The organism is Mycobacterium sp. (assembly GCF_035697385.1).
Classification (GTDB): Bacteria; Actinomycetota; Actinomycetes; order Mycobacteriales; family Mycobacteriaceae; genus Mycobacterium.
Genome location: NZ_DASSCY010000258.1, coordinates 1 through 18,674, shown reverse-complemented (window position 1 = coordinate 18,674; position 18,674 = coordinate 1). Strand labels below are relative to the sequence as shown.

The following is an 18,674-nucleotide window of genomic DNA, read 5'->3' as shown; positions in this document are numbered from 1 at the left end:
GCGAACGTCGCGTATGGCGTCACGATCTTCTTGTCGACGCTGTACCTGCAGCAGGTGCGAGGGCTCGATCCGTTGATGGCGGGCCTCGCGTTTCTTGGCCCGTCGGCAGGAGCCGCGCTCGGCGGTGCGCTTTCGGGGCGGCTCGCCGCCAGCAGGCCGCCGGTGCTCGTCATGGGCGTGACAAGTGTTGCCGCGGCGCTAGCGCTGGCGGTGTTGGCGGCGGCGCACGACTGGGTCGTCTACCTGTCGGCGTTGACGGTGTGCGGGTTCACCCTGGGATTGGTGTACGCGTTCACCACCGTCGCGACACAGGCGGTCGTCCGCCCGGAGCGGGCAGGCGAGGCGGCCGGCGTCACGTTGACGGCATTGGTCACCCTGGCAGGCGTCGGGGTCGCGGTGTCGGGCACGGCGCTGGAAATGCTCGAGCACACCGGGTTATCGGCCGGTAGAGCGATCGATCTGATTCTGGCCGTACTGGCCGGGTTGCTCCTACCAGCTGGCCTGCTCGTGCTGTGGACGGCCCGGCGCTCGGCTACTGGACCGTCGCCGTCGCATCCAGAGGCGTGACCTGATGCGCGTCCGGCAACGCAGGTGCGGGGCCGACGAGCTGATACAGCGGCTCCGTCCATTCCAGCCCGCCGCTCGCGGCGCGTCCGTAGCTCGTGTGGACGGCGACCGCGAATGACGATGTCTCCTCGGCCTCGGGGTCGTAGTCGCAGACCGCATCGCCAAGGTCGCACACACTGATCGTGCGCGCCCCGACCTCCGGCGCCATGGAGCCAGGAGCGTGGGCCAGGATGGGCCAGTCCTGCGCGACGCCTTTGCCTGCGCCGGGCACCGACGTGACCGAACCGAGGTTGAACGTGGGATCGTCCGGTCGCCGGTCGCCGTCGGCGATCAACAGCGAGGCGGCGAGATTGGGGCTCGCGGCGAGCGCCTGCAGGTTGCGGTGCACCACCATCGCGCCCTGCGAGTAGCCGGCCAGGACCACCTTCGAAGTCGGGCAGCGCTGAACAAACGACTCGTACTGAGCGCCCAGCGCGGCGGCGCCGGTGTCGACGCTGCCCATGAACCCGAGCCATTCGCCCACGCCGCCGTCGTCCTCAGGCACTGCGACGGCGGGATACTCGACCGCCTCGGCGGTCATCGTGCGGCCGTCGCTCTCTACGCGCTGCTTCAAGTCGTTGTACGACTGGAACACGACCCGGCCCATTCCGCCGTTGAGGGTCGCTTCGGGCCCACGCTCTCCTGAGCCGGCGGCGCCGATCCAATGGACGTCGGGGCAGATCGGTTCGGCGTTCGCCGTACCCGCGAACAGCCCGACCGCCGCGGCGCCCGCGATAGCTACGGCGCTGCCAAATGTAGAAATACGACGAAACATAAGAGCCCAACCCTTCCTGACCCGACCAGGGCATTCGCGAGGTACATCGCCCCAGTCGTCTCACGTGTTACGGCTACGCGTGCGAGAAGCGCCGATTTCTGCAGGAGGGCTGCGATCGGCGACGATTCACGACGCTGGTGCAGAAGTCGACGCGCCGAGCAACGAAAACGGCGCCCACCCTCTCGGGTGAGCGCCGTTTCGCGACGAAATCAGATCACTTGATGATCTTGGTGACCCGGCCGGCGCCGACGGTACGGCCGCCCTCACGGATCGCGAACCGCAGGCCCTCGTCCATGGCGATGGGCTGGATCAGCTTCACCGAGATGTCGGTGTTGTCACCAGGCATCACCATTTCGGTGCCCTCCGGCAACGTCACCACACCGGTCACGTCGGTGGTGCGGAAGTAGAACTGCGGACGGTAGTTGTTGAAGAACGGCGTGTGCCGCCCGCCCTCGTCCTTGGACAGGATGTAGACGCTGCCCTCGAACTCGGTGTGCGGGGTGGTGGTGCCGGGCTTCACGACGACCTGACCGCGCTCGACGTCCTCACGCTTGATGCCACGCAGCAGCAGACCGACGTTGTCGCCGGCCTGGCCCTGATCGAGCAGCTTGCGGAACATCTCGACACCGGTGACGGTGGTCTTGGTGGTGTCCGGGCGGATGCCGACGATCTCGACTTCCTCGTTCACGTTGACAATGCCGCGCTCGACACGACCGGTGACCACGGTGCCGCGGCCGGTGATCGTGAAGACGTCCTCGACGGGCATCAGGAACGGCTTGTCGGTCTCGCGGACCGGATCCGGGATCGACTCGTCGACCGCATCCATCAGCTCCTCGACGGACTTGACCCACTTCTCGTCGCCCTCGAGCGCCTTCAGAGCCGAGACCCGGATGACCGGAGCGTCCTCGTCGAACTCCTGGGCGGCCAGCAGTTCGCGGACCTCCATCTCGACGAGCTCGATGAGCTCCTCGTCGTCGACCGCGTCGGCCTTGTTGAGGGCGACGAGGATGTAGGGCACGCCGACCTGGCGGGCCAACAGCACGTGCTCGCGCGTCTGCGGCATCGGACCGTCGGTGGCCGCCACCACCAGGATCGCGCCGTCCATCTGGGCGGCACCGGTGATCATGTTCTTGATGTAGTCAGCGTGACCAGGTGCGTCGACGTGCGCGTAATGGCGCTTCTCGGTCTGGTACTCCACGTGGGAGATGTTGATCGTGATGCCGCGCTGACGTTCCTCAGGCGCATTGTCGATCTGGTCGAACGCGCGCGACTCGTTCAACGTCGGGTACTTATCGTGCAGAACCTTGGTGATTGCTGCGGTCAGCGTGGTCTTGCCGTGGTCAACGTGACCGATGGTCCCGATGTTGACGTGCGGCTTCGTCCGCTCGAACTTCGCCTTCGCCACTGTGTTGTCCTCCTGGACTGTGTTGGTGCTTCTTCTAAAGCAGTGTTGATCTTTGCAGTTGCTGTTCGCCGCGGTGACGGCAGGTCAGACTACTGACCCGTCGCCTTCGCGATGATCTCCTTCGACACGTTCGCCGGAACCTCGGCGTACGAGTCGAACACCATGGAGTAGTTCGCCCGGCCCTGGGTCCTCGACCGAAGGTCTCCGACGTAGCCGAACATCTCCGACAGCGGCACATGCGCCTTGACGACGCGTGCACCAGCCCGCTCCTCCATGGCCTGGATCTGACCACGGCGGGAGTTCAGGTCGCCGATCACGTCGCCCATGTAGTCCTCGGGCGTGGTGACCTCGACGGCCATGATCGGCTCCAGGATCACCGGCTGGGCCGCCTGGGCGGCCTTCTTCAGTGCCTGCGAGCCGGCGATCTTGAACGCCATTTCCGAGGAGTCCACCTCGTGGTAGGCGCCATCGAGCAGCGTGACCTTGAGGTTCACCAGCGGGTAGCCGGCCAGCACGCCGTATTGCATGGCGTCCTGCGCACCGGCATCCACCGACGGGATGTACTCGCGCGGGATGCGGCCACCGGTGACCTTGTTCTCGAACTCGTAAGTCGCACCGTCTTCGCCGGTGAACGGCTCGATGGCAATGAGCACCTTCGCGAACTGGCCAGAGCCACCCGTCTGCTTCTTGTGGGTGAACTCGACCTTGTCGACCGTGCGCTTGATGGTCTCCTTGTAGGCCACCTGCGGCTTGCCGACGTTGGCCTCGACCTTGAACTCGCGCTTCATCCGGTCCACCAGGATGTCCAGGTGCAGCTCGCCCATGCCGCCGATGACGGTCTGGCCGGTCTCCTGGTCCAGGTGCACCTTGAAGGTGGGATCTTCCTCGGCGAGCTTCTGGATCGACAGCGACAGCTTTTCCTGGTCGCTCTTGGTCTTGGGCTCGATGGCCACCTCGATAACCGGATCCGGGAAGGTCATCGACTCCAACACGACCTGGCTGTTCGGGTCGCTCAAGGTATCACCTGTGGTGGTGTCCTTCAGCCCGATGACGGCGTAGATGTGTCCCGCGGAGGCCCGTTCGACCGGGTTCTCCTTGTTGGAGTGCATCTGGAACAGCTTGCCCAGCCGCTCCTTCTTGCCCTTGGTGGCGTTGATGACCTGCGAGCCGGACTCGACCGTGCCCGAGTACACCCGGACGTACGTCAGCTTCCCGAAGAACGGGTGCGTCGCGACCTTGAATGCCAGCGCCGAGAACGGCTCGTCGGTCGACGGCTTGCGGACGATCTCCTCGTCCTCCTTGCCGGGCGCGTGGCCAACGGCAGGCGGCACGTCAAGTGGCGACGGCAGGTAGTCGATCACCGCGTCGAGCATGGGCTGAACGCCCTTGTTCTTGAACGCGCTGCCGCACAACACGAGGTAGGCCTCGGAGTTGATGGTCAGCTTGCGCAGCGCACCCTTGATCTCCTCGACGGACAGCTCTTCACCGCCGAAGTACTTCTCCAGAAGCGCCTCGTCGGTCTCGGCGACGGCCTCGAGCAGCTTGGTGCGGTACTCGTCGGCCTTTTCCTGCAACTCGGCAGGGATGTCGATGGTCTCGTAGGTCTCACCGAGCTTGGTCTCGCCGCGCCACACCTTGGCGTTCATCTCGACCAGGTCGACGACGCCCTCGAAGTCACCTTCGGCGCCGACGGGCAGCTGGATCGGGATGACGTTGGCGCCGAGGCGCTCTTCCATCGTGCGCACCGAGAAGTAGAAGTCGGCGCCGACCTTGTCCATCTTGTTGACGAAGCAGATGCGGGGGACGTCGTACTTGTCGGCCTGACGCCACACCTGCTCGGACTGCGGCTCAACGCCTTCCTTGCCGTCGAACACGGCAACGGCACCGTCGAGCACGCGCAGGCTGCGCTCCACCTCGACGGTGAAGTCGACGTGGCCGGGGGTGTCGATGATGTTGATCTGGTTGTCATTCCAGAAGCAAGTGGTAGCGGCGGAGGTGATGGTGATCCCCCGCTCCTGCTCCTGCTCCATCCAGTCCATCGTGGCGGCGCCGTCGTGCACCTCACCGATCTTGTAGCTGATACCGGTGTAGTAGAGGATGCGCTCGGTCGTCGTGGTCTTACCGGCATCGATGTGCGCCATGATGCCGATGTTGCGGACCTTGGTCAGGTCGGTAAGCACGTCCTTCTGTGCCACAGAAGTCTTCTCTTTCGCTTGGTAGTTGCTGTTGTCAGCCGTATGGCCTTAGCGCCGCCGGCCGCACCGCCGGCGGCTAGATCACCAGCGGTAGTGCGCGAAGGCGCGGTTAGCCTCGGCCATCTTGTGGGTGTCCTCACGTCGCTTGACGGCAGCACCCAGACCGTTGCTGGCGTCGAGGATCTCGTTCGCCAGGCGCTCGACCATGGTCTTTTCGCGGCGGGCCTTGGAGAAGCTGACCAGCCAGCGGAGGGCCAGCGTCACCGAGCGTTCCGGGCGAACCTCGACAGGAACCTGGTAGGTCGCGCCACCGACGCGGCGGCTGCGCACCTCAAGGGCGGGCTTGACGTTGTCGAGAGCGCGCTTGAGGGTGACGACCGGATCGGTGCCGGTCTTGTCGCGGGCCTGTTCGAGCGCACCATAAACAATGCGTTCGGCCAGCGATTTCTTCCCGTCCAGCAGCACTTTGTTGACCAGCTGGGTGACCAGCTGCGACCCGTATACCGGGTCGTTGACCAATGGACGCTTGGGTGCGGGCCCCTTGCGTGGCATTAGCTCTTCTCCTTCTTGGCGCCGTACTTGCTGCGCGCCTGCTTGCGAGCCTTCACGCCTTGGGTGTCCAGCGAGCCGCGGATGATCTTGTAGCGCACACCGGGCAGGTCCTTCACACGACCGCCGCGCACCAGCACCATCGAGTGCTCCTGCAGGTTGTGGCCTTCGCCCGGGATATAGGCGGTGACCTCCACTGCGCTGGTCAGCTTCACGCGCGCGACCTTGCGAAGCGCCGAGTTCGGCTTCTTCGGGGTGGTCGTGTACACGCGGGTGCACACGCCGCGGCGCTGGGGGCTGCCCTTGAGGGCCGCGGTCTTCACCTTGGCGATCTTGTCGCGGCGACCCTTGCGGACCAGCTGCTGGATGGTTGGCATCTACCGGCTTTCTGTGTTGCTTGCTGTCTCTAAGTCGATCTGAAGTTCTCTGTACTGCAGTTATGTCCCGCTCGCTTACCCCGCGACCGGGTGTGTCGCATGCGCCCGCCGAGGAAATTTTCCTAGGCATAGTGGACACGCGAATTGGCCCGGCGTGCGGGCATGCTTACGGAATTCGCAACCGCAAGCGCCTTATCTGCCAGGCACGATCGTCCACGATACCAGGACGGCCCGCGCCGATCCAAACCCGTCGCGGGAGCTCTTACCGCAGGTCAAACCCTACGGATCGTTACCGCCGTTCCATGCCCGTTGCGAGCCGCATAACCATGTCCGTGAACACCGCATCAGTATCGATGCCTGTCATTGCCCCGGTCATCTCCAGCAACACGAAGCCATGCATCGCCGACCAGAACTCCAGCGCGGCGTAAAACGCGGCGTCACCGTCGAGTCCGTAGGACGCCAGGACCGAGATCACCGGTGCGGCCGCGGCCCTGGTGGCCTCGGTGAACTCGGGGTCGTCGCCACCGAGCGGCATCCTGGTGAAGGCCGAATACCGGCCAGGATGGTGGTGGGCATAGCTGCGGTACGCGCCCGCCATCGCCGTCACCGCGTCGTCGCGGGTGCGGCCCTGGCCGACGGTGTTGAGCATGTCGATGATGTCGCCGACGACGCGCATCCGGACGGTGCGGCGCAGATCTTCCAGGCTGTTCACGTGGTTGTACAGCGAGGGGCCCTTCGTGCCCAGCTGGGTGGCCAACGCGTTGATGGTCAGCGCGTCCCACCCCTCCCGGTCGAGGAATGTCAGCGCGGCGTTGACGATGGAATCACGGCTCAGCCTGGCCGGTCGCCGGCCGGCGCCGCTCGAAGTCGCCGATTTGGCGGCTCCAGAAGACTGCGGAGCTGCCATATGTCCATCGCCCTTCGTTTGAACCCGAGACCTGATCTGCGAAAACTAACACCTCTAGTTTCCCAGCGGTCAGTTGACGCGCTCTTGACTGAGCTCGGCGAGTTGCTCGGTGATCGCGCACAGATCCGGCAGCATCGCGGGATTCATCGTCTGGATGGACCACGTGATGACGTCGTCGCCCTTGGCCACATAGATGCTGCACGCGTTGGCATCGGCGGCCTTGAAACCCTTGTTGCCGTCGAGGGACAGCTCGGTGAGAGTGCGTCCCGCCTGCTGCTCGAGCGAGCGTTCGGTATCCATATCGCTGCCGCGATACCACCACGTGGAAATCCCCATGCCCGCGCCGAACGAGCCGAGCACCGTGTTCTCCTGCCAGAAGCAGCCGGCGTCGCTCACGACTGCCCTGGTGAACATCGACGATCCGACCGCCTCGGTGATGTCCTCGTCGGTCACACCGTTGCAGTCCGCGCTGCGGAAACCATCGCCAGGCGGGAGCGGAGGCGGTGCCGAAGTGGTCGCGGTCTCCTGCTGATCTGAGGGCCCGCAGCCGGCCAGCAGCACGGCGCCGGCCGCGAGCGCGGCGACGCACCTCAAGACTGAACGCGGGCCGGACATCGCTACATGTCCGATTGCAGCGTGGCGGCCAGCAGTTTCTCGGCGTCGATGCACGGGTCGCCCGCGGTCTGACCACGGAATTGCACCCACCAACTCAACACACCGGTGCCCGCTGCTGCCGTCGCCGAGCAGGCCACACCGGTGGTGTCGCGTCGGGCCAAGAAGGCTTCGTGTCGTTCGACGACCTTCATCGTCACCGTCGCGCCACGCTCACTGGCCAGAACACGCTCGCGGTTGATGCTGCCGGTCTCGAACCACGAGAAGTTGACGTCGATCAAAACCGGAGGCGCGGCATCTGCGCCCGATCGGCGCGACAGCACGTACTGGCAGACCGCCCCGCTGTAGGGCCGTACGACGTCGTCTGCACCTATTACTTCCTGGACCGTGCCGTCGACCAGCAGCCCGCAGCGGTCGTCCACGTAGCCGTAGCTGCGGTTCGGATCGGGTACGTCTGGGCGCGCCCGCTGCGCGGTGCCGCCGATGGTTTGGGAACACCCCGCGGCGGTCACTACCGCTGTGACCGCTACGACAGCAACCGGATTGACACGCCAACGCATCGCTGAACACGCTACCCAGCACGGTCATCGATGGCGACTTGTGCCTACTACTGCCACGACGACGCCCGGCGTCGTACGCTTCCCTGCATGGCATCGACAGGTGTAGGCCGGTTGCTGGCGGCAGGAGTGATCGCATCGTCGGTCGCACTGATGGCGGGAGCGCCAGACGCAGATGCGCAACCGGAGGTCTGCAACCCGTTGGCGCGTCAATGCGCCGACACCAGTGTCGTCGGTGCCCACGTCCAAGGCGATACCCACATCACCGGTAACGGCATCGAGCAGACGCTGGATTGCAACAACGGCACACTACTGGTATTCGGCACGGGAAATCAGATCAACGCGTTGGGCTCGTGCTGGGCGGTGACCGTGCAGGGTTCGTCCAACGTCATCGTGGCCGATCACGTCGTCAACGACGTCACGGTATACGGCTATGACCAGACCGTGCTCTACAAAAGCGGTGAGCCGTTCGTCTGGGACCGTGGCCGCGAATTGGGCATGACGAACCGCATTGACCGGGTGCCTGCGTGATGCGCGCGCGCCTCGTCATTGCCGTGGCCGCCGTCGCCGCGCTGGCACTGGCCGGCTGTGGATCGGAAAGCAGCGACACCAAGACTCCTACCGCTACGGCGGGCACGTCGGGCGCTCAAGTCGAGGTCGGCAATACGATCAACTACGGATCGTTCGGCACCACAGCCGACATCGATTGCGCCGACGGGAAGTCGCTCAACGTCGGCGGCGCCAACAATACGCTGACTGTCAAGGGTACGTGCGCCAACGTGAACATCGGCGGCTCCGACAACAAGATCACCTTCGAGCGGATCGACAAGGAGATCGCAGTCGTCGGCCTCAACAACACCGTCACCTACAGAGACGGCGATCCGAAGGTTAGCGATACCGGCTCAGGCAACAAGATCGGCAAGGGCTAGGCGCTCGCGCCGTGGCGGCCTGCGCCAGCGGCGAAACGGCGTGCGCCCTCCAATGATTCGGCAGCGACGCGGGAGATGCTCGCGAATTCGAAGTCCATGGCCTCGGCTTCGGACCCGCCCCACTGGTTGACCATCGACAGCCGGTCCGACCGCATGCACTGCTGCGGAAGTTGCGCGAGTTCGGCGGCGAGTTCCTCAGCCTTTTGGCGCGCCTGGCCTTTGGGCACGACGCGGTTGGCCAACCCGATTGCCCATGCCTCCTGCGCATCGACCGCGCGGCCGGTGAGGATCAGGTCCATCGCCCGGCTCTGCCCGATCAGTCGCGGCAGCCGAACTGTCCCGCCGTCGATCAGCGGGACGCCCCAGCGCCGGCAGAACACGCCGAATACCGCGTCCTCCTCAGCCACCCGCATGTCACACCACAGCGCCAGCTCGAGACCGCCCGCGACGGCGTGGCCACTGACAGCGGCGATCACTGGTTTCGACAACACCATCCGGCTCGGCCCCATCGGTCCCGGCCCGGTTCGGTGCACCGGGTTGGCCTGCGGCGTGCCGAACGCCTTGAGATCTGCTCCGGCGCAGAAGGTTCCGTTGTCACCCCAGAGAACCGCGACCGAAGCCGATTCGTCCTTGTCGAATTCGTCGAACGCGGCATAGAGTTCAGCGGCGGCCGGTCCGTTGACGGCGTTGCGCGCCTCGGGCCGGTTCATGATCACCGTCGTCACCGCACCGTTGCGCTCGACGCGCACACCACCCGATCCCCCGGTCGCTTCGCTCCTGCCCGCCGCACCCTCGCCACTCATCTTGCCTCCATCATTTCGACATCGTCACGCCGCGCGACCAGTTCGGCGGCGAAGTTCGTGTACGCCTCACGCAAAGCCGAGCCTGGCCAATCGCCTGGCAGCAGTTCGCCGGGCAGCACCGGGTCGGCCAGTAGGTGGCGCACGATGGCCGCCGCGACGACGAATCGGCCGGGAATGTCTGTGGCCGCGGCCATTTCGTCGAACAGTTCATGCCCGATGCGCACCCAACCCGCCAGATCCCACAACCTCGCTGCGAGCTCGCCGGGATCGTCGTCGCGCGCGTGCAACACCCGCACCCGGTCGGTCACTTCGGCAGGCAGTCGTGCGTCGAGATTGTCGGGTCGAAGCCACACTCCTTCGCGTAGCTCCGCGAACCTGTTGTCCTGCAAGGTGGTTCGCAACGTCGCACGGGTGCGTGCGTCAGTGCCGATGCGGGTGATCACCAGCGTGGTCCAGGTGCCGTCCCAGTTGCGCGACGGCGGGTTGATCGCGTCGTCCTGGCGTCGCTGCCGTGCGAGCAGGCGGTCGGACAGTCGGTAGCCGTCCTCGGATCGAACCAGGTCACCAGCGCTGACCATACGGGTCAGCGCCACCCGCACGGTCGGCTCGCGGATATCGAAATCGGCTGTGAGCCTGATGAGTTCACTGGCGGTGGCCCAGGCCGGATGGGCGCCCAGCAGCACGCTCAGCACGACGGAGCGTGCCGTCATCCGCGAGAGAGTCGGCACGTCTAGACCCCGGACGCCTTCCGGCCGTGGTCGCCGAAGGGTTCGTCGCGGTGACGGACGGCGTCGCGGAAGCCGTGTTCACGGGCGTCGGCGACGAATGCGTGCCCCTCGGGCGTGTGCCGGGCCACGCCGTCGAACACCGTGCTGACCATCCGGCTGGTAGCGATGCCCTGCTGCAGTAGTGCGGAGTTCATCGCCAGCTTGACCATGATCAGCTGGTTGATGGGCACTGCGGCGATCCGCTCGACCAGCCGCTCGGTGCGCTCGTCGAGATCCTTGGGCTCGGGCGCCTCGATGGCAAGTCCCCATTCGGCGGCTTGAGCGCCGGTGATGCAATCACCGGTCAGCAGAAGACGTTTCGCGCGCTGGTCACCAAGTCGGTGAGCCCATAGACCCGCGGCTGGCACACCCCAGACGCGGGTGGGCGGATAACCGATCTTCGCGTCGGCAGCCGCGATCACCTGATCGGCGTGCAGGGCGATGTCGGTTCCGCCCGCGACGCAGTAGCCGTGAATCTTGACGACCGTCGGCTTGTCGGCGTGCATCAGCGACGAAAAGCCGCGGACGAACCGGCTCATCATCTGGTAGTCGATCATCGGGTCCCATGGCTTATCGGGCAGGTGGTTGATCGCCTGCGTCTTGCCCGACAGCACCGTGTACTTGTACGGGCTGCCACCACCGGCCGAGGACGATCCCTCGGCGTAGGCGGACAGATCGAATCCGGCGCAAAAGCCTTCTCCCCGACCGGATACCAGGATCACGTGGACGCTGGGGTCGAGGTCGGCCCGCTCGACGAGCGCCGACAGTTCCAGCGGGGTATCGGCGATGATCGCGTTGCCCTTCTCGGGCCGGTTGAAGGTGATGCGCGCAACCCGATCGGTGACCTCGTAGGTCATCGTCTTGAGGTTGTCGAAGTCGACGGGCCTGATGGCGTGTGTCATCCCTTGACCATGGCACGCTCGAGGATGGGCGCCAAATCCAGTCCGGTGGGCAAGGTTCCGAATGCTCCGCCCCACGCACCGCCCATTCGGGTGGCCAGGAACGCCTCGGCGACCGCGGGGTTGCCGTGCCGCACCATCAGCGAGCCCTGCAGTGCAAGGCTGATGTCCTCGGCAATCTTGCGGGCCCGGTACTGGATGGTGTCCAGGTCGTCCAGCGCTGGTTTGAGGGTGTCGACATGGGCGTCAAGCCGTGGGTCGGCGCCAGCGGTGGTGGCCAGTTCGTCGAAGAGCACATCGACACACTCGGGACGAGTTGCCATGGCGCGCAATGTGTCCAGCGCGCTGACGTTGCCGGAGCCTTCCCAGATGCCCATCAGCGGCGCTTCGCGATAAAGCCGCGGCATTCCCGACTCCTCGACGTAGCCGTTGCCGCCGAAGCATTCCATCGCTTCGGCGGCGTGCGGGGTTGCCCGCTTGCATACCCAGTACTTGCTGGCCGCCAGACCGATGCGCCGCAGCAGCGTCTCGCGCTCATCACCACGCACGGCGCTGTCGGTCGCACCGGCCATCCGCATCGCGACCATGGTGGCGGCTTCGGCCTCGACGGCCAGATCGGCAAGCACGTTGCGCATCAGCGGTTGGTCAATCAGATACTCGCCGAACGCCTTTCGATGCTGCGCGTGGTGGATGGCGCGGGCCAAGCCGTTTCGCATGCTGGTGGCGCTGCCCAGTGTGCAGTCCAGCCGGGTGAGGTTGACCATTTCGATGATGGTCGGCACGCCGCGGCCCTCCTCGCCGACCAGCCAGGCGATCGCGCCGTCGTACTCGACCTCGCTCGACGCGTTGGCGTGGTTGCCGAGCTTGTCCTTGAGCCGCTGCAGAAGCATTCGGTTGCGGCTGCCGTCGGGCAGGATTCGCGGAAGCATGAAGCAGCTCAGGCCGCCGGGGGCCTGAGCCAGCACCAGGAAGATGTCGCACATCGGCGCCGAGGTGAACCACTTGTGTCCGGTGAGGCTGTAGCTCCCGAAGCCGTTGGGGGTGGCCTGCGTGGTGCCGGCCCGAACGTCGGAGCCGCCCTGCTTTTCGGTCATCGACATGCCCGCGGTGATGCCGGCCTTCTTGGCAGGCACCGTGAGTTCGGGGTCGTATTCGCGGCTGGTCAGCAGCGGCTCGTACACCGCGGCCAGTTCCGCGTTGTTGCGCAGCGCAGGGACGACCGCGTACGTCATCGAGATCGGACAGATGTGGCCGGGTTCGGGCGTCCATACCGATGTTTTGGCGGCGCGCACGACGTGGGCGCCTGGCCTGTCGTCGGCCCATGGCGCGGCATGCAGACCGTGACCGACCGCCACCTTCATCAGCTCGTGGTAGGCGGGGTCGTATTCGACTTCATCGACGCGGTGGCCGTAGCGGTCGTGCGTGCGCAGGATCGGCTGGTTGCGATCGGCCAGCTCGCCCCAGCGCTGCGCCTGCTTGCTGCCGGACAGCGCGCCGAGCTCGGTGACCTCGTCGAGGCCCCACTGGCCGCCCTCGCGGATCAGCGCCTCGGTCAGAACCGGTGACGTGGCCGGGTTGTAGTCCTCCAGCGGCGGGACCTGATTGGTGACGACATGCGTATCCGACATGCCCCAATGTTACATTTTGTCTACAGCCGCACAAGAGCCGTAATACGGCTCGCATGCTCATCCGCTCGCATACTCGTCCGATGGAACCCAACTCCGTCATCCACGCCGCGACGATCGACCTCGATCACCAGCCTGTCCGGGCCGACCAGTCGATACGCGGTGAGCCGACGGCGGCGGCCACCGCCATCGACCAGTTCGGCGGCCTGGAAGTCGGCGTATGGGAAATGACACCGGGCGTGATGGCAGATGTCGAAGCCGACGAGGTGTTCGTGGTGCTGTCCGGCTCAGCCAGCGTCACGTTCGCCGACGGCAGCCCGGCATTGCGACTCGGCGTCGGCGACGTCGTCCGGTTGGCCGCTGGGACGGAGACGCAGTGGACCGTCACCGAGACCCTGCGCAAGGTGTATCTCACCGGCAGCTGACCGTCGGTTCAGCAGGTTGATCCCGAAGATGACGACCACTGCAAGCAGCCAGCCGAGCAGGATGTCGATGACGAAGTGCTCGGCCGTGTACACCAGGGTGAACGCCATGATGAGCACGTAGGCGACGAGCACTGGCCGCCATCCGCGATGCACGCGTCTCCACAGAAATGCCGCAATCGCGAGGGTCAGCCCGGCGTGCAACGACGGGATCGCGGCCACCAAATTCACGCTGGCCTGACCCTGATCGAGCAGGGCGGTGGCGGAGTGCAGATTCAGCTTGCCCCAGCCCCGACCGACGATGCGTTCGACCCAGCCGTTGGCGCCGTCCTGAGTGGTTTGCATCGCCCCGAGCAGTCCGCCGTCGGGTACGCCGCGCGCGGACCGGAACATGCATTGCGGGCCGGCCGGGCCGCCATCCACATCGGCGGCGGTGCAGCGGGCCGCGGCCCACGGCGGCGCGGCGGGCAGCACCGCATAGATGGCCAGCGCTGCGAACGACAACCCGACGAACAGTTTGACGAACGCCTTCCATTCCTGCCGATCGCGCAGCCACAGCACGGCCGCGACGACGTAGGGAAGGATGAAGAACGACATGTAGACGCTGCTGATGACGATCTCCCACCACGGCGGCTGGGGCAGCTTGAGGCGCTCCTGCAGCCACACCGTCGGCATGGCGCCGAAGAACAGCCACTTGTCGGCGTCGACCTGCCAGTGCCACATCGTCGGCCGGCCGATGAGATCGGCCGCTCCCCTGCTCAGGTCGTAGGCGACGAGCACCAGCGCGAACGGCAGCCAGTCCCTGATGACGTAGAGCATGCGGCGGCCCTGCCCGATGCTCGCCGCGAGCAGGCCGGTGGCGATGTAGAGAAGTAGCAGTTCGCGATTGAACGCGAACCCTGTTGTGACGGTTCGATAGACGACCACGACGGCCCAAGTCGCGATGGCGATGCGCCGCGCGATGGTGAGCCAGCGGTCGCGCTTAGGGGCCGGATCCAGGGCATGCGGCAACGCAATTGATGCCTCGTCAATTGCGGACACTCAGATGAGAGTAGTTCACCGCCGCGTCACCGCCAGTTGGGTGGCCGTTCGGTTACCGAACCGTGTTCAGGCAGCCGGCTAGTCCAAATGTTCGCGCAGGAACGCGATGTCGTCCTTGCGACCGGCGTCAGCGGTTTCGCAGATGACGGGCGCACCTGCGGCCTCGACGACGGCGACCAGCAGCTGCGGGTCGATCTGGCCGGTGCCGAAGTTGGCGTGGCGGTCGGCGCCGGAGCCCGCGGCATCCCTGGAGTCGTTGCAGTGCACCAGATCGATGCGTCCGGTGAGGGCCTTGATGCGATCGACCGCGTCGATGAGCGCCTCGCCCGCGGCCCAGGCGTGGCAGGTGTCTAGGCAGAACCCAATGCCGCTGTCGCCGATGTGATCCCACAACCTGCCGATGACGTCGAAGTGCCGCGCCATCGCATGATCGCCGCCCGCGGTGTTCTCCAGGTACACCGGCACATCGGTCTCCAGGGCCTTGAGTGCCTTGACCCAGCGCTCGAAACCGGCTTCCGTGTCTTTGTCGTCGGCGTGACCGCCGTGCACGATCACCGCGGTGGCGTTGATCTCCGAAGCCGCGTCGCAGGTGTCCTGAAGGATCTTGCGCGACGGGATGCGCACGCGGTTGTTCGCCGACGCGACGTTGATCAAGTACGGCGCGTGGACATACAGCGGCATGCTCGACGCCTTCAGCGTCTCCGCGTCGTCGCGCGGCTTGGGCTTCTTCCAGCTCTGCGGGTTGCCGAGGAAGAACTGCACCACGTCGGCGCCGTCGGCCGCGGCGTCAGCCAGGGGGTCGTCTCCGTGAACATGCGAACCGATTAGCACGGGGCCAGTCTAGTGATGCCGGGCGACACCTCTAACGGCGAGCAGCGACCGAGGTGTCGCGGTCGAGGTGCCAGAGCCGCGCCAGCTCTCATGTGCGATGCGAGCGCCTTGCGGGACATCACCGCCATGAGTTGATGGTGTGTGGCGAAGCCACCGTTGACGGCGAACACCTCGTCGATGAACACCCGTCGATGGTTACTACCGCGCGACCCGCGGTGAAGTCACAAGTCGTCAGCCTTGTGGATAACGCGGCCAACAGACGCAAATGTCCCCGACACGCCGGGCGTGCGGGGACATTTGCGTCTGCTCGCGCAGAAACAGCTAGCGGTAGTCGCTGTAGCCGTAGTCGTCCAGCGGAACCGCGGCTCCGGTCGCCTGGCCGAAGTCGGGGCTGTAGTACTGATCCTCGTAGGACGGGATCGTGTACGCGGCGGCCCGCGCCTCTTCGGTCGGCTGCACCTGGATGTTGCGGTACCGGTTGATGCCGGTACCTGCCGGGATCAGCTTGCCGATGATCACGTTCTCCTTCAGACCCTGCAGCTTGTCGCTGCGGCAGTTGATCGCCGCATCGGTGAGCACGCGCGTGGTCTCCTGGAACGACGCCGCCGACAGCCACGAGTCGGTGGCCAGCGACGCCTTCGTGATGCCCATCAGAACCGGGCGACCCGCCGCGGGCTCTGCGCCCTCGGCAACCACCCGACGGTTCTCGGCCTCGAACTCGCCGCGCTCGGTCAGCGAGCCGGGCAGGAACTCCGTTGCGCCCGAATCGATGATCGTGACGCGCCGCAGCATCTGCCGGACGATCACCTCGATGTGCTTGTCGTGGATCGACACACCCTGTGCGCGGTAGACCTCTTGGACCTCCTTGACGAGGTGGATCTGCACCTCGCGGGGGCCTTGGACACGCAGCACCTCGTGCGGGTCGGCGGAGCCTTCCATCAGCTGCTGGCCAACCTCGACGTGGTCGCCGTTGGCAAGCAGCCGCTCGGAACCGTCGTCGTGCTTGAACACCTTCAGCCGCTGACGGCGGGAGAGCTTGTCGTAGACGACTTCTTCGCCACCATCGTCGGGAACGATGGTCATCTTGTAGAAGCGGTCACCCTCCTCGAGCTGAACGCGCCCGGTGACGTCGGCGATCGGCGCCTTGTCCCGCGGAACGCGGGCCTCGAACAGCTCCTGCACGCGAGGCAGACCACCGGTGATGTCGCCACCGCCGGTGACGCCACCCTGGTGGAACGTACGCATGGTCAGCTGCGTGCCGGGCTCGCCGATGGACTGGGCCGCAACGATACCGACGGCCTCGCCGATGTCGACGAGCTTGCCCGTCGCCATCGAACGGCCGTAGCACATCGCGCACACGCCGGTGCCCGTGGTGCAGGTCAGCACCGAGCGGACCTTCACATCGGTGATACCAGCGGCCAGGATCGCCTCGATCGCCGGATCGCCGAGATCGTGGCCACGCTCGATGACTACGTTGCCCTTCTCGTCGACAGCGTCGGCAGCCAACGTCCGCGCGTATGCGGACGTCTCGATGTGCTGATCGCGAACCAGCGTGCCGTCGGCCTGACGCTCGGCCAGCGTGACGTTGATGCCACGCTCGGTCTCACAGTCGGTCTCGCGCACGATGACGTCCTGCGACACGTCGACCAGACGACGGGTCAGGTAACCCGAGTCGGCGGTACGAAGAGCGGTGTCCGCCAGACCCTTACGGGCGCCGTGGGTGTTGATGAAGTACTCCAGCACCGTCAGGCCCTCGCGGAACGAGGACTTGATCGGGCGCGGGATGAACTCGCCCTTCGGGTTGGTCACCAGACCCTTCATGCCGGCCAGCGTCCGCGTCTGGGTGAAGTTACCCGTGGCGCCCGACTCCACGATCGTGATGATCGGATTGTCCTTCGGGTAGTGCGACCGCAGTGCCTGACCGACCTCTTCGGTCGCGTCCTGCCAGATCTTCACCAGTGCCTCGTTGCGCTCGTCGTGGTTGAGCGCGCCGCGCTGGTACTTCTTCTCGATCGTGTCGGCTTCGGCCTCGTAACGCTCGAGGATCTCCTGCTTCTCCGGCGGCACAAGCACGTCCGCCATCGACACCGTGACACCCGAGCGGGTGGCCCAGTAGAAGCCGGCGTCCTTGAGCTTGTCGACGGTCTGAGCGACGACGATCATCGGGTAGCGCTCGGCCAGATCGTTGACGATGCGAGCCTGCACCTTCTTATGCATCTGCTCGTTGACGAAGGCATAGCCCAGCGGCAACAGCTCGTTGAACATCACCCGGCCCAGCGTGGTCTCGGCCGTCCATGCGTCGCCCGGCTTCCAGCCCTCGTCACCGAACAGTTCGGCCTCGAGATCGGCAGGCGGACGCAGCTGGGTCAGCCGCACCCGGATCTTGGCGCGCACCGAAAGCGCGCCGCGGTCCATCGCCATGATGGCCTCGGCAGGCGAGCTGTACACACCGAACTCGGCCTTGTCCTTGGCAGACGACTGATGCTCGCCGGTGTCGCCCTCGATCATGGTGGTCAGGAAGTACAACCCGGTCACCATGTCCAGACGCGGCATGGCCAGCGGGCGGCCAGACGCCGGGGACAGGATGTTGTTCGACGACAGCATCAGGATGCGTGCCTCGGCCTGCGCCTCCGCGGACAGCGGAAGGTGTACGGCCATCTGGTCACCGTCGAAGTCGGCGTTGAACGCCTCACACACCAGCGGGTGCAGCTGAATTGCCTTGCCCTCCACCAGCTGTGGCTCGAATGCCTGGATGCCGAGGCGGTGCAGCGTGGGTGCACGGTTCAGCAGCACCGGATGCTCGGCGATGACCTCTTCGAGGACGTCCCACACCTGCGGACGCTGACGCTCCACCATTCGCTTGGCGCTCTTGATGTTCTGCGCGTGGTTCAGATCGACCAGACGCTTCATCACGAACGGCTTGAACAGCTCGAGTGCCATCAGCTTGGGCAGGCCGCACTGATGCAGCTTGAGCTGCGGGCCGACGACGATGACCGAACGGCCCGAGTAGTCGACGCGCTTGCCGAGCAGGTTCTGACGGAACCGGCCCTGCTTGCCCTTGAGCAGATCGGACAGCGACTTCAGCGGACGGTTGCCCGGCCCGGTGACGGGCCGGCCGCGACGGCCGTTGTCGAACAGCGCATCCACCGACTCCTGAAGCATCCGCTTCTCGTTGTTGACGATGATCTCCGGGGCGCCCAGGTCCAGCAGCCGCTTGAGGCGGTTGTTGCGGTTGATCACGCGCCGGTAGAGGTCGTTCAGGTCGCTCGTGGCAAACCGGCCGCCGTCTAGCTGCACCATCGGCCGCAGCTCCGGCGGAATCACCGGCACGGCCTCGAGGACCATCCACTCGGGACGGTTCTCCGAGGTGATGA

Annotated in this window: 18 protein-coding genes and 1 pseudogene; 4 read left to right on the top strand and 15 right to left on the bottom strand. The window is 65.7% G+C overall.

Going from position 1 to position 18,674, the window contains the following annotated elements:
* The coding region (locus tag VFH65_RS21645) for an MFS transporter (protein ID WP_353324101.1) at window positions 1-567 on the top strand (567 nt) is incomplete at its 5' end.
* Here VFH65_RS21645 and VFH65_RS21640 read toward each other — a convergent pair.
* The 8 genes from VFH65_RS21640 to VFH65_RS21605 all read right to left on the bottom strand — a co-directional run bounded on the left by VFH65_RS21640 (window position 533) and on the right by VFH65_RS21605 (window position 7,986).
* Window positions 533-1,381 carry a cutinase family protein gene (locus tag VFH65_RS21640; RefSeq protein WP_353324100.1) on the bottom strand — a complete coding sequence of 283 codons (849 nt, stop codon included), beginning with the start codon at window positions 1,379-1,381 and terminating at the stop codon, window positions 533-535. The two genes, VFH65_RS21645 and VFH65_RS21640, sit on opposite strands and share 35 nt — an antisense overlap.
* Before the next feature lie 214 nt (window positions 1,382-1,595).
* Window positions 1,596-2,786: an elongation factor Tu gene (tuf, locus tag VFH65_RS21635; protein WP_353324099.1), complete on the bottom strand. Its 1,191-nt coding sequence runs from the start codon at window positions 2,784-2,786 to the stop codon at window positions 1,596-1,598.
* An 89-nt stretch (window positions 2,787-2,875) separates the two neighbouring features.
* Window positions 2,876-4,981: an elongation factor G gene (gene fusA / locus VFH65_RS21630; protein ID WP_353324098.1), complete on the bottom strand. Its 2,106-nt coding sequence runs from the start codon at window positions 4,979-4,981 to the stop codon at window positions 2,876-2,878.
* Window positions 4,982-5,062: 81 nt separating this feature from the next.
* Complete coding sequence (rpsG, locus tag VFH65_RS21625; RefSeq protein WP_317158523.1) at window positions 5,063-5,533, bottom strand: 30S ribosomal protein S7; 471 nt, start codon at window positions 5,531-5,533, stop codon at window positions 5,063-5,065.
* Window positions 5,533-5,907, bottom strand: coding sequence for a 30S ribosomal protein S12 (rpsL, locus tag VFH65_RS21620; RefSeq protein ID WP_353324097.1), 375 nt, complete (start codon window positions 5,905-5,907; stop codon window positions 5,533-5,535). Before rpsL ends, rpsG begins: the two co-directional genes overlap by 1 nt.
* A gap of 289 nt (window positions 5,908-6,196) precedes the next feature.
* Window positions 6,197-6,814 (bottom strand): TetR/AcrR family transcriptional regulator, encoded by a 618-nt coding sequence (locus VFH65_RS21615; RefSeq protein ID WP_353324096.1) that lies wholly within the window; start codon window positions 6,812-6,814, stop codon window positions 6,197-6,199.
* A 69-nt stretch (window positions 6,815-6,883) separates the two neighbouring features.
* Window positions 6,884-7,429 (bottom strand): DUF3558 domain-containing protein, encoded by a 546-nt coding sequence (locus VFH65_RS21610; RefSeq protein ID WP_353324095.1) that lies wholly within the window; start codon window positions 7,427-7,429, stop codon window positions 6,884-6,886.
* A gap of 2 nt (window positions 7,430-7,431) precedes the next feature.
* Window positions 7,432-7,986 carry a DUF3558 domain-containing protein gene (locus VFH65_RS21605; protein ID WP_353324094.1) on the bottom strand — a complete coding sequence of 185 codons (555 nt, stop codon included), beginning with the start codon at window positions 7,984-7,986 and terminating at the stop codon, window positions 7,432-7,434.
* A gap of 87 nt (window positions 7,987-8,073) precedes the next feature.
* Here VFH65_RS21605 and VFH65_RS21600 point away from each other — a divergent pair, with 87 nt between their 5' ends.
* Complete coding sequence (locus VFH65_RS21600) at window positions 8,074-8,514, top strand: DUF3060 domain-containing protein (protein ID WP_353324093.1); 441 nt, start codon at window positions 8,074-8,076, stop codon at window positions 8,512-8,514.
* On the top strand, window positions 8,514-8,912 hold the full coding sequence (locus VFH65_RS21595) for a DUF3060 domain-containing protein (RefSeq protein ID WP_353324102.1): 399 nt from the start codon (window positions 8,514-8,516) through the stop codon (window positions 8,910-8,912). Before VFH65_RS21600 ends, VFH65_RS21595 begins: the two co-directional genes overlap by 1 nt.
* Here the strand turns inward: VFH65_RS21595 and VFH65_RS21590 are convergent.
* From VFH65_RS21590 to VFH65_RS21575, 4 genes are read right to left on the bottom strand one after another with little or no spacing between them, the layout of a single operon-like run.
* Window positions 8,909-9,715: a crotonase/enoyl-CoA hydratase family protein gene (locus VFH65_RS21590; RefSeq protein WP_353324092.1), complete on the bottom strand. Its 807-nt coding sequence runs from the start codon at window positions 9,713-9,715 to the stop codon at window positions 8,909-8,911. The genes VFH65_RS21595 and VFH65_RS21590 overlap by 4 nt on opposite strands.
* Complete coding sequence (locus VFH65_RS21585; RefSeq protein WP_353324091.1) at window positions 9,712-10,425, bottom strand: PaaX family transcriptional regulator C-terminal domain-containing protein; 714 nt, start codon at window positions 10,423-10,425, stop codon at window positions 9,712-9,714. Before VFH65_RS21585 ends, VFH65_RS21590 begins: the two co-directional genes overlap by 4 nt.
* 20 nt (window positions 10,426-10,445) lie before the next feature.
* Window positions 10,446-11,384 (bottom strand): crotonase/enoyl-CoA hydratase family protein, encoded by a 939-nt coding sequence (locus tag VFH65_RS21580; protein WP_353324090.1) that lies wholly within the window; start codon window positions 11,382-11,384, stop codon window positions 10,446-10,448.
* Complete coding sequence (locus VFH65_RS21575) at window positions 11,381-13,009, bottom strand: acyl-CoA dehydrogenase family protein (RefSeq protein WP_353324089.1); 1,629 nt, start codon at window positions 13,007-13,009, stop codon at window positions 11,381-11,383. Before VFH65_RS21575 ends, VFH65_RS21580 begins: the two co-directional genes overlap by 4 nt.
* Window positions 13,010-13,062: 53 nt before the next feature.
* On the opposite strand from VFH65_RS21575, the pseudogene VFH65_RS21570 reads away from it, so the two are divergent.
* Window positions 13,063-13,356: pseudogene (locus VFH65_RS21570) on the top strand (cupin domain-containing protein); the annotation flags it as partial.
* On the opposite strand, the gene VFH65_RS21565 reads toward VFH65_RS21570, so the two are convergent.
* From VFH65_RS21565 to rpoC, 3 genes are all read right to left on the bottom strand, one after another.
* Window positions 13,294-14,469, bottom strand: a complete 1,176-nt coding sequence (locus VFH65_RS21565; RefSeq protein WP_353324088.1) for a phosphatase PAP2 family protein — start codon at window positions 14,467-14,469, stop codon at window positions 13,294-13,296. The pseudogene VFH65_RS21570 and the gene VFH65_RS21565 overlap by 63 nt on opposite strands.
* A 78-nt stretch (window positions 14,470-14,547) precedes the next feature.
* The gene (locus tag VFH65_RS21560) at window positions 14,548-15,300 is read right to left on the bottom strand and encodes a deoxyribonuclease IV (protein WP_353324087.1); all 753 of its coding nucleotides are present in this window, start codon (window positions 15,298-15,300) and stop codon (window positions 14,548-14,550) included.
* Window positions 15,301-15,621: 321 nt separating this feature from the next.
* Window positions 15,622-18,674 (bottom strand): DNA-directed RNA polymerase subunit beta' (gene rpoC / locus VFH65_RS21555; RefSeq protein WP_353324086.1); only part of this gene is annotated, 3,053 nt, incomplete at its 5' end.

Bases quoted from the DNA above. Each gene is read 5' to 3' on its own strand.
- VFH65_RS21640 (WP_353324100.1), bottom strand. From the start codon at position 1,381: ATGTTTCGTCGTATTTCTACATTTGGCAGCGCCGTAGCTATCGCGGGC.
- rpsG (WP_317158523.1), bottom strand. From the start codon at position 5,533: ATGCCACGCAAGGGGCCCGCACCCAAGCGTCCATTGGTCAACGACCCG.
- rpsL (WP_353324097.1), bottom strand. From the start codon at position 5,907: ATGCCAACCATCCAGCAGCTGGTCCGCAAGGGTCGCCGCGACAAGATC.
- VFH65_RS21615 (WP_353324096.1), bottom strand. From the start codon at position 6,814: ATGGCAGCTCCGCAGTCTTCTGGAGCCGCCAAATCGGCGACTTCGAGC.
- VFH65_RS21610 (WP_353324095.1), bottom strand. From the start codon at position 7,429: ATGTCCGGCCCGCGTTCAGTCTTGAGGTGCGTCGCCGCGCTCGCGGCC.
- VFH65_RS21605 (WP_353324094.1), bottom strand. From the start codon at position 7,986: ATGCGTTGGCGTGTCAATCCGGTTGCTGTCGTAGCGGTCACAGCGGTA.
- VFH65_RS21600 (WP_353324093.1), top strand. From the start codon at position 8,074: ATGGCATCGACAGGTGTAGGCCGGTTGCTGGCGGCAGGAGTGATCGCA.
- VFH65_RS21595 (WP_353324102.1), top strand. From the start codon at position 8,514: ATGCGCGCGCGCCTCGTCATTGCCGTGGCCGCCGTCGCCGCGCTGGCA.
- VFH65_RS21590 (WP_353324092.1), bottom strand. From the start codon at position 9,715: ATGAGTGGCGAGGGTGCGGCGGGCAGGAGCGAAGCGACCGGGGGATCG.
- VFH65_RS21585 (WP_353324091.1), bottom strand. From the start codon at position 10,425: ATGACGGCACGCTCCGTCGTGCTGAGCGTGCTGCTGGGCGCCCATCCG.
- VFH65_RS21580 (WP_353324090.1), bottom strand. From the start codon at position 11,384: ATGACACACGCCATCAGGCCCGTCGACTTCGACAACCTCAAGACGATG.
- VFH65_RS21575 (WP_353324089.1), bottom strand. From the start codon at position 13,009: ATGTCGGATACGCATGTCGTCACCAATCAGGTCCCGCCGCTGGAGGAC.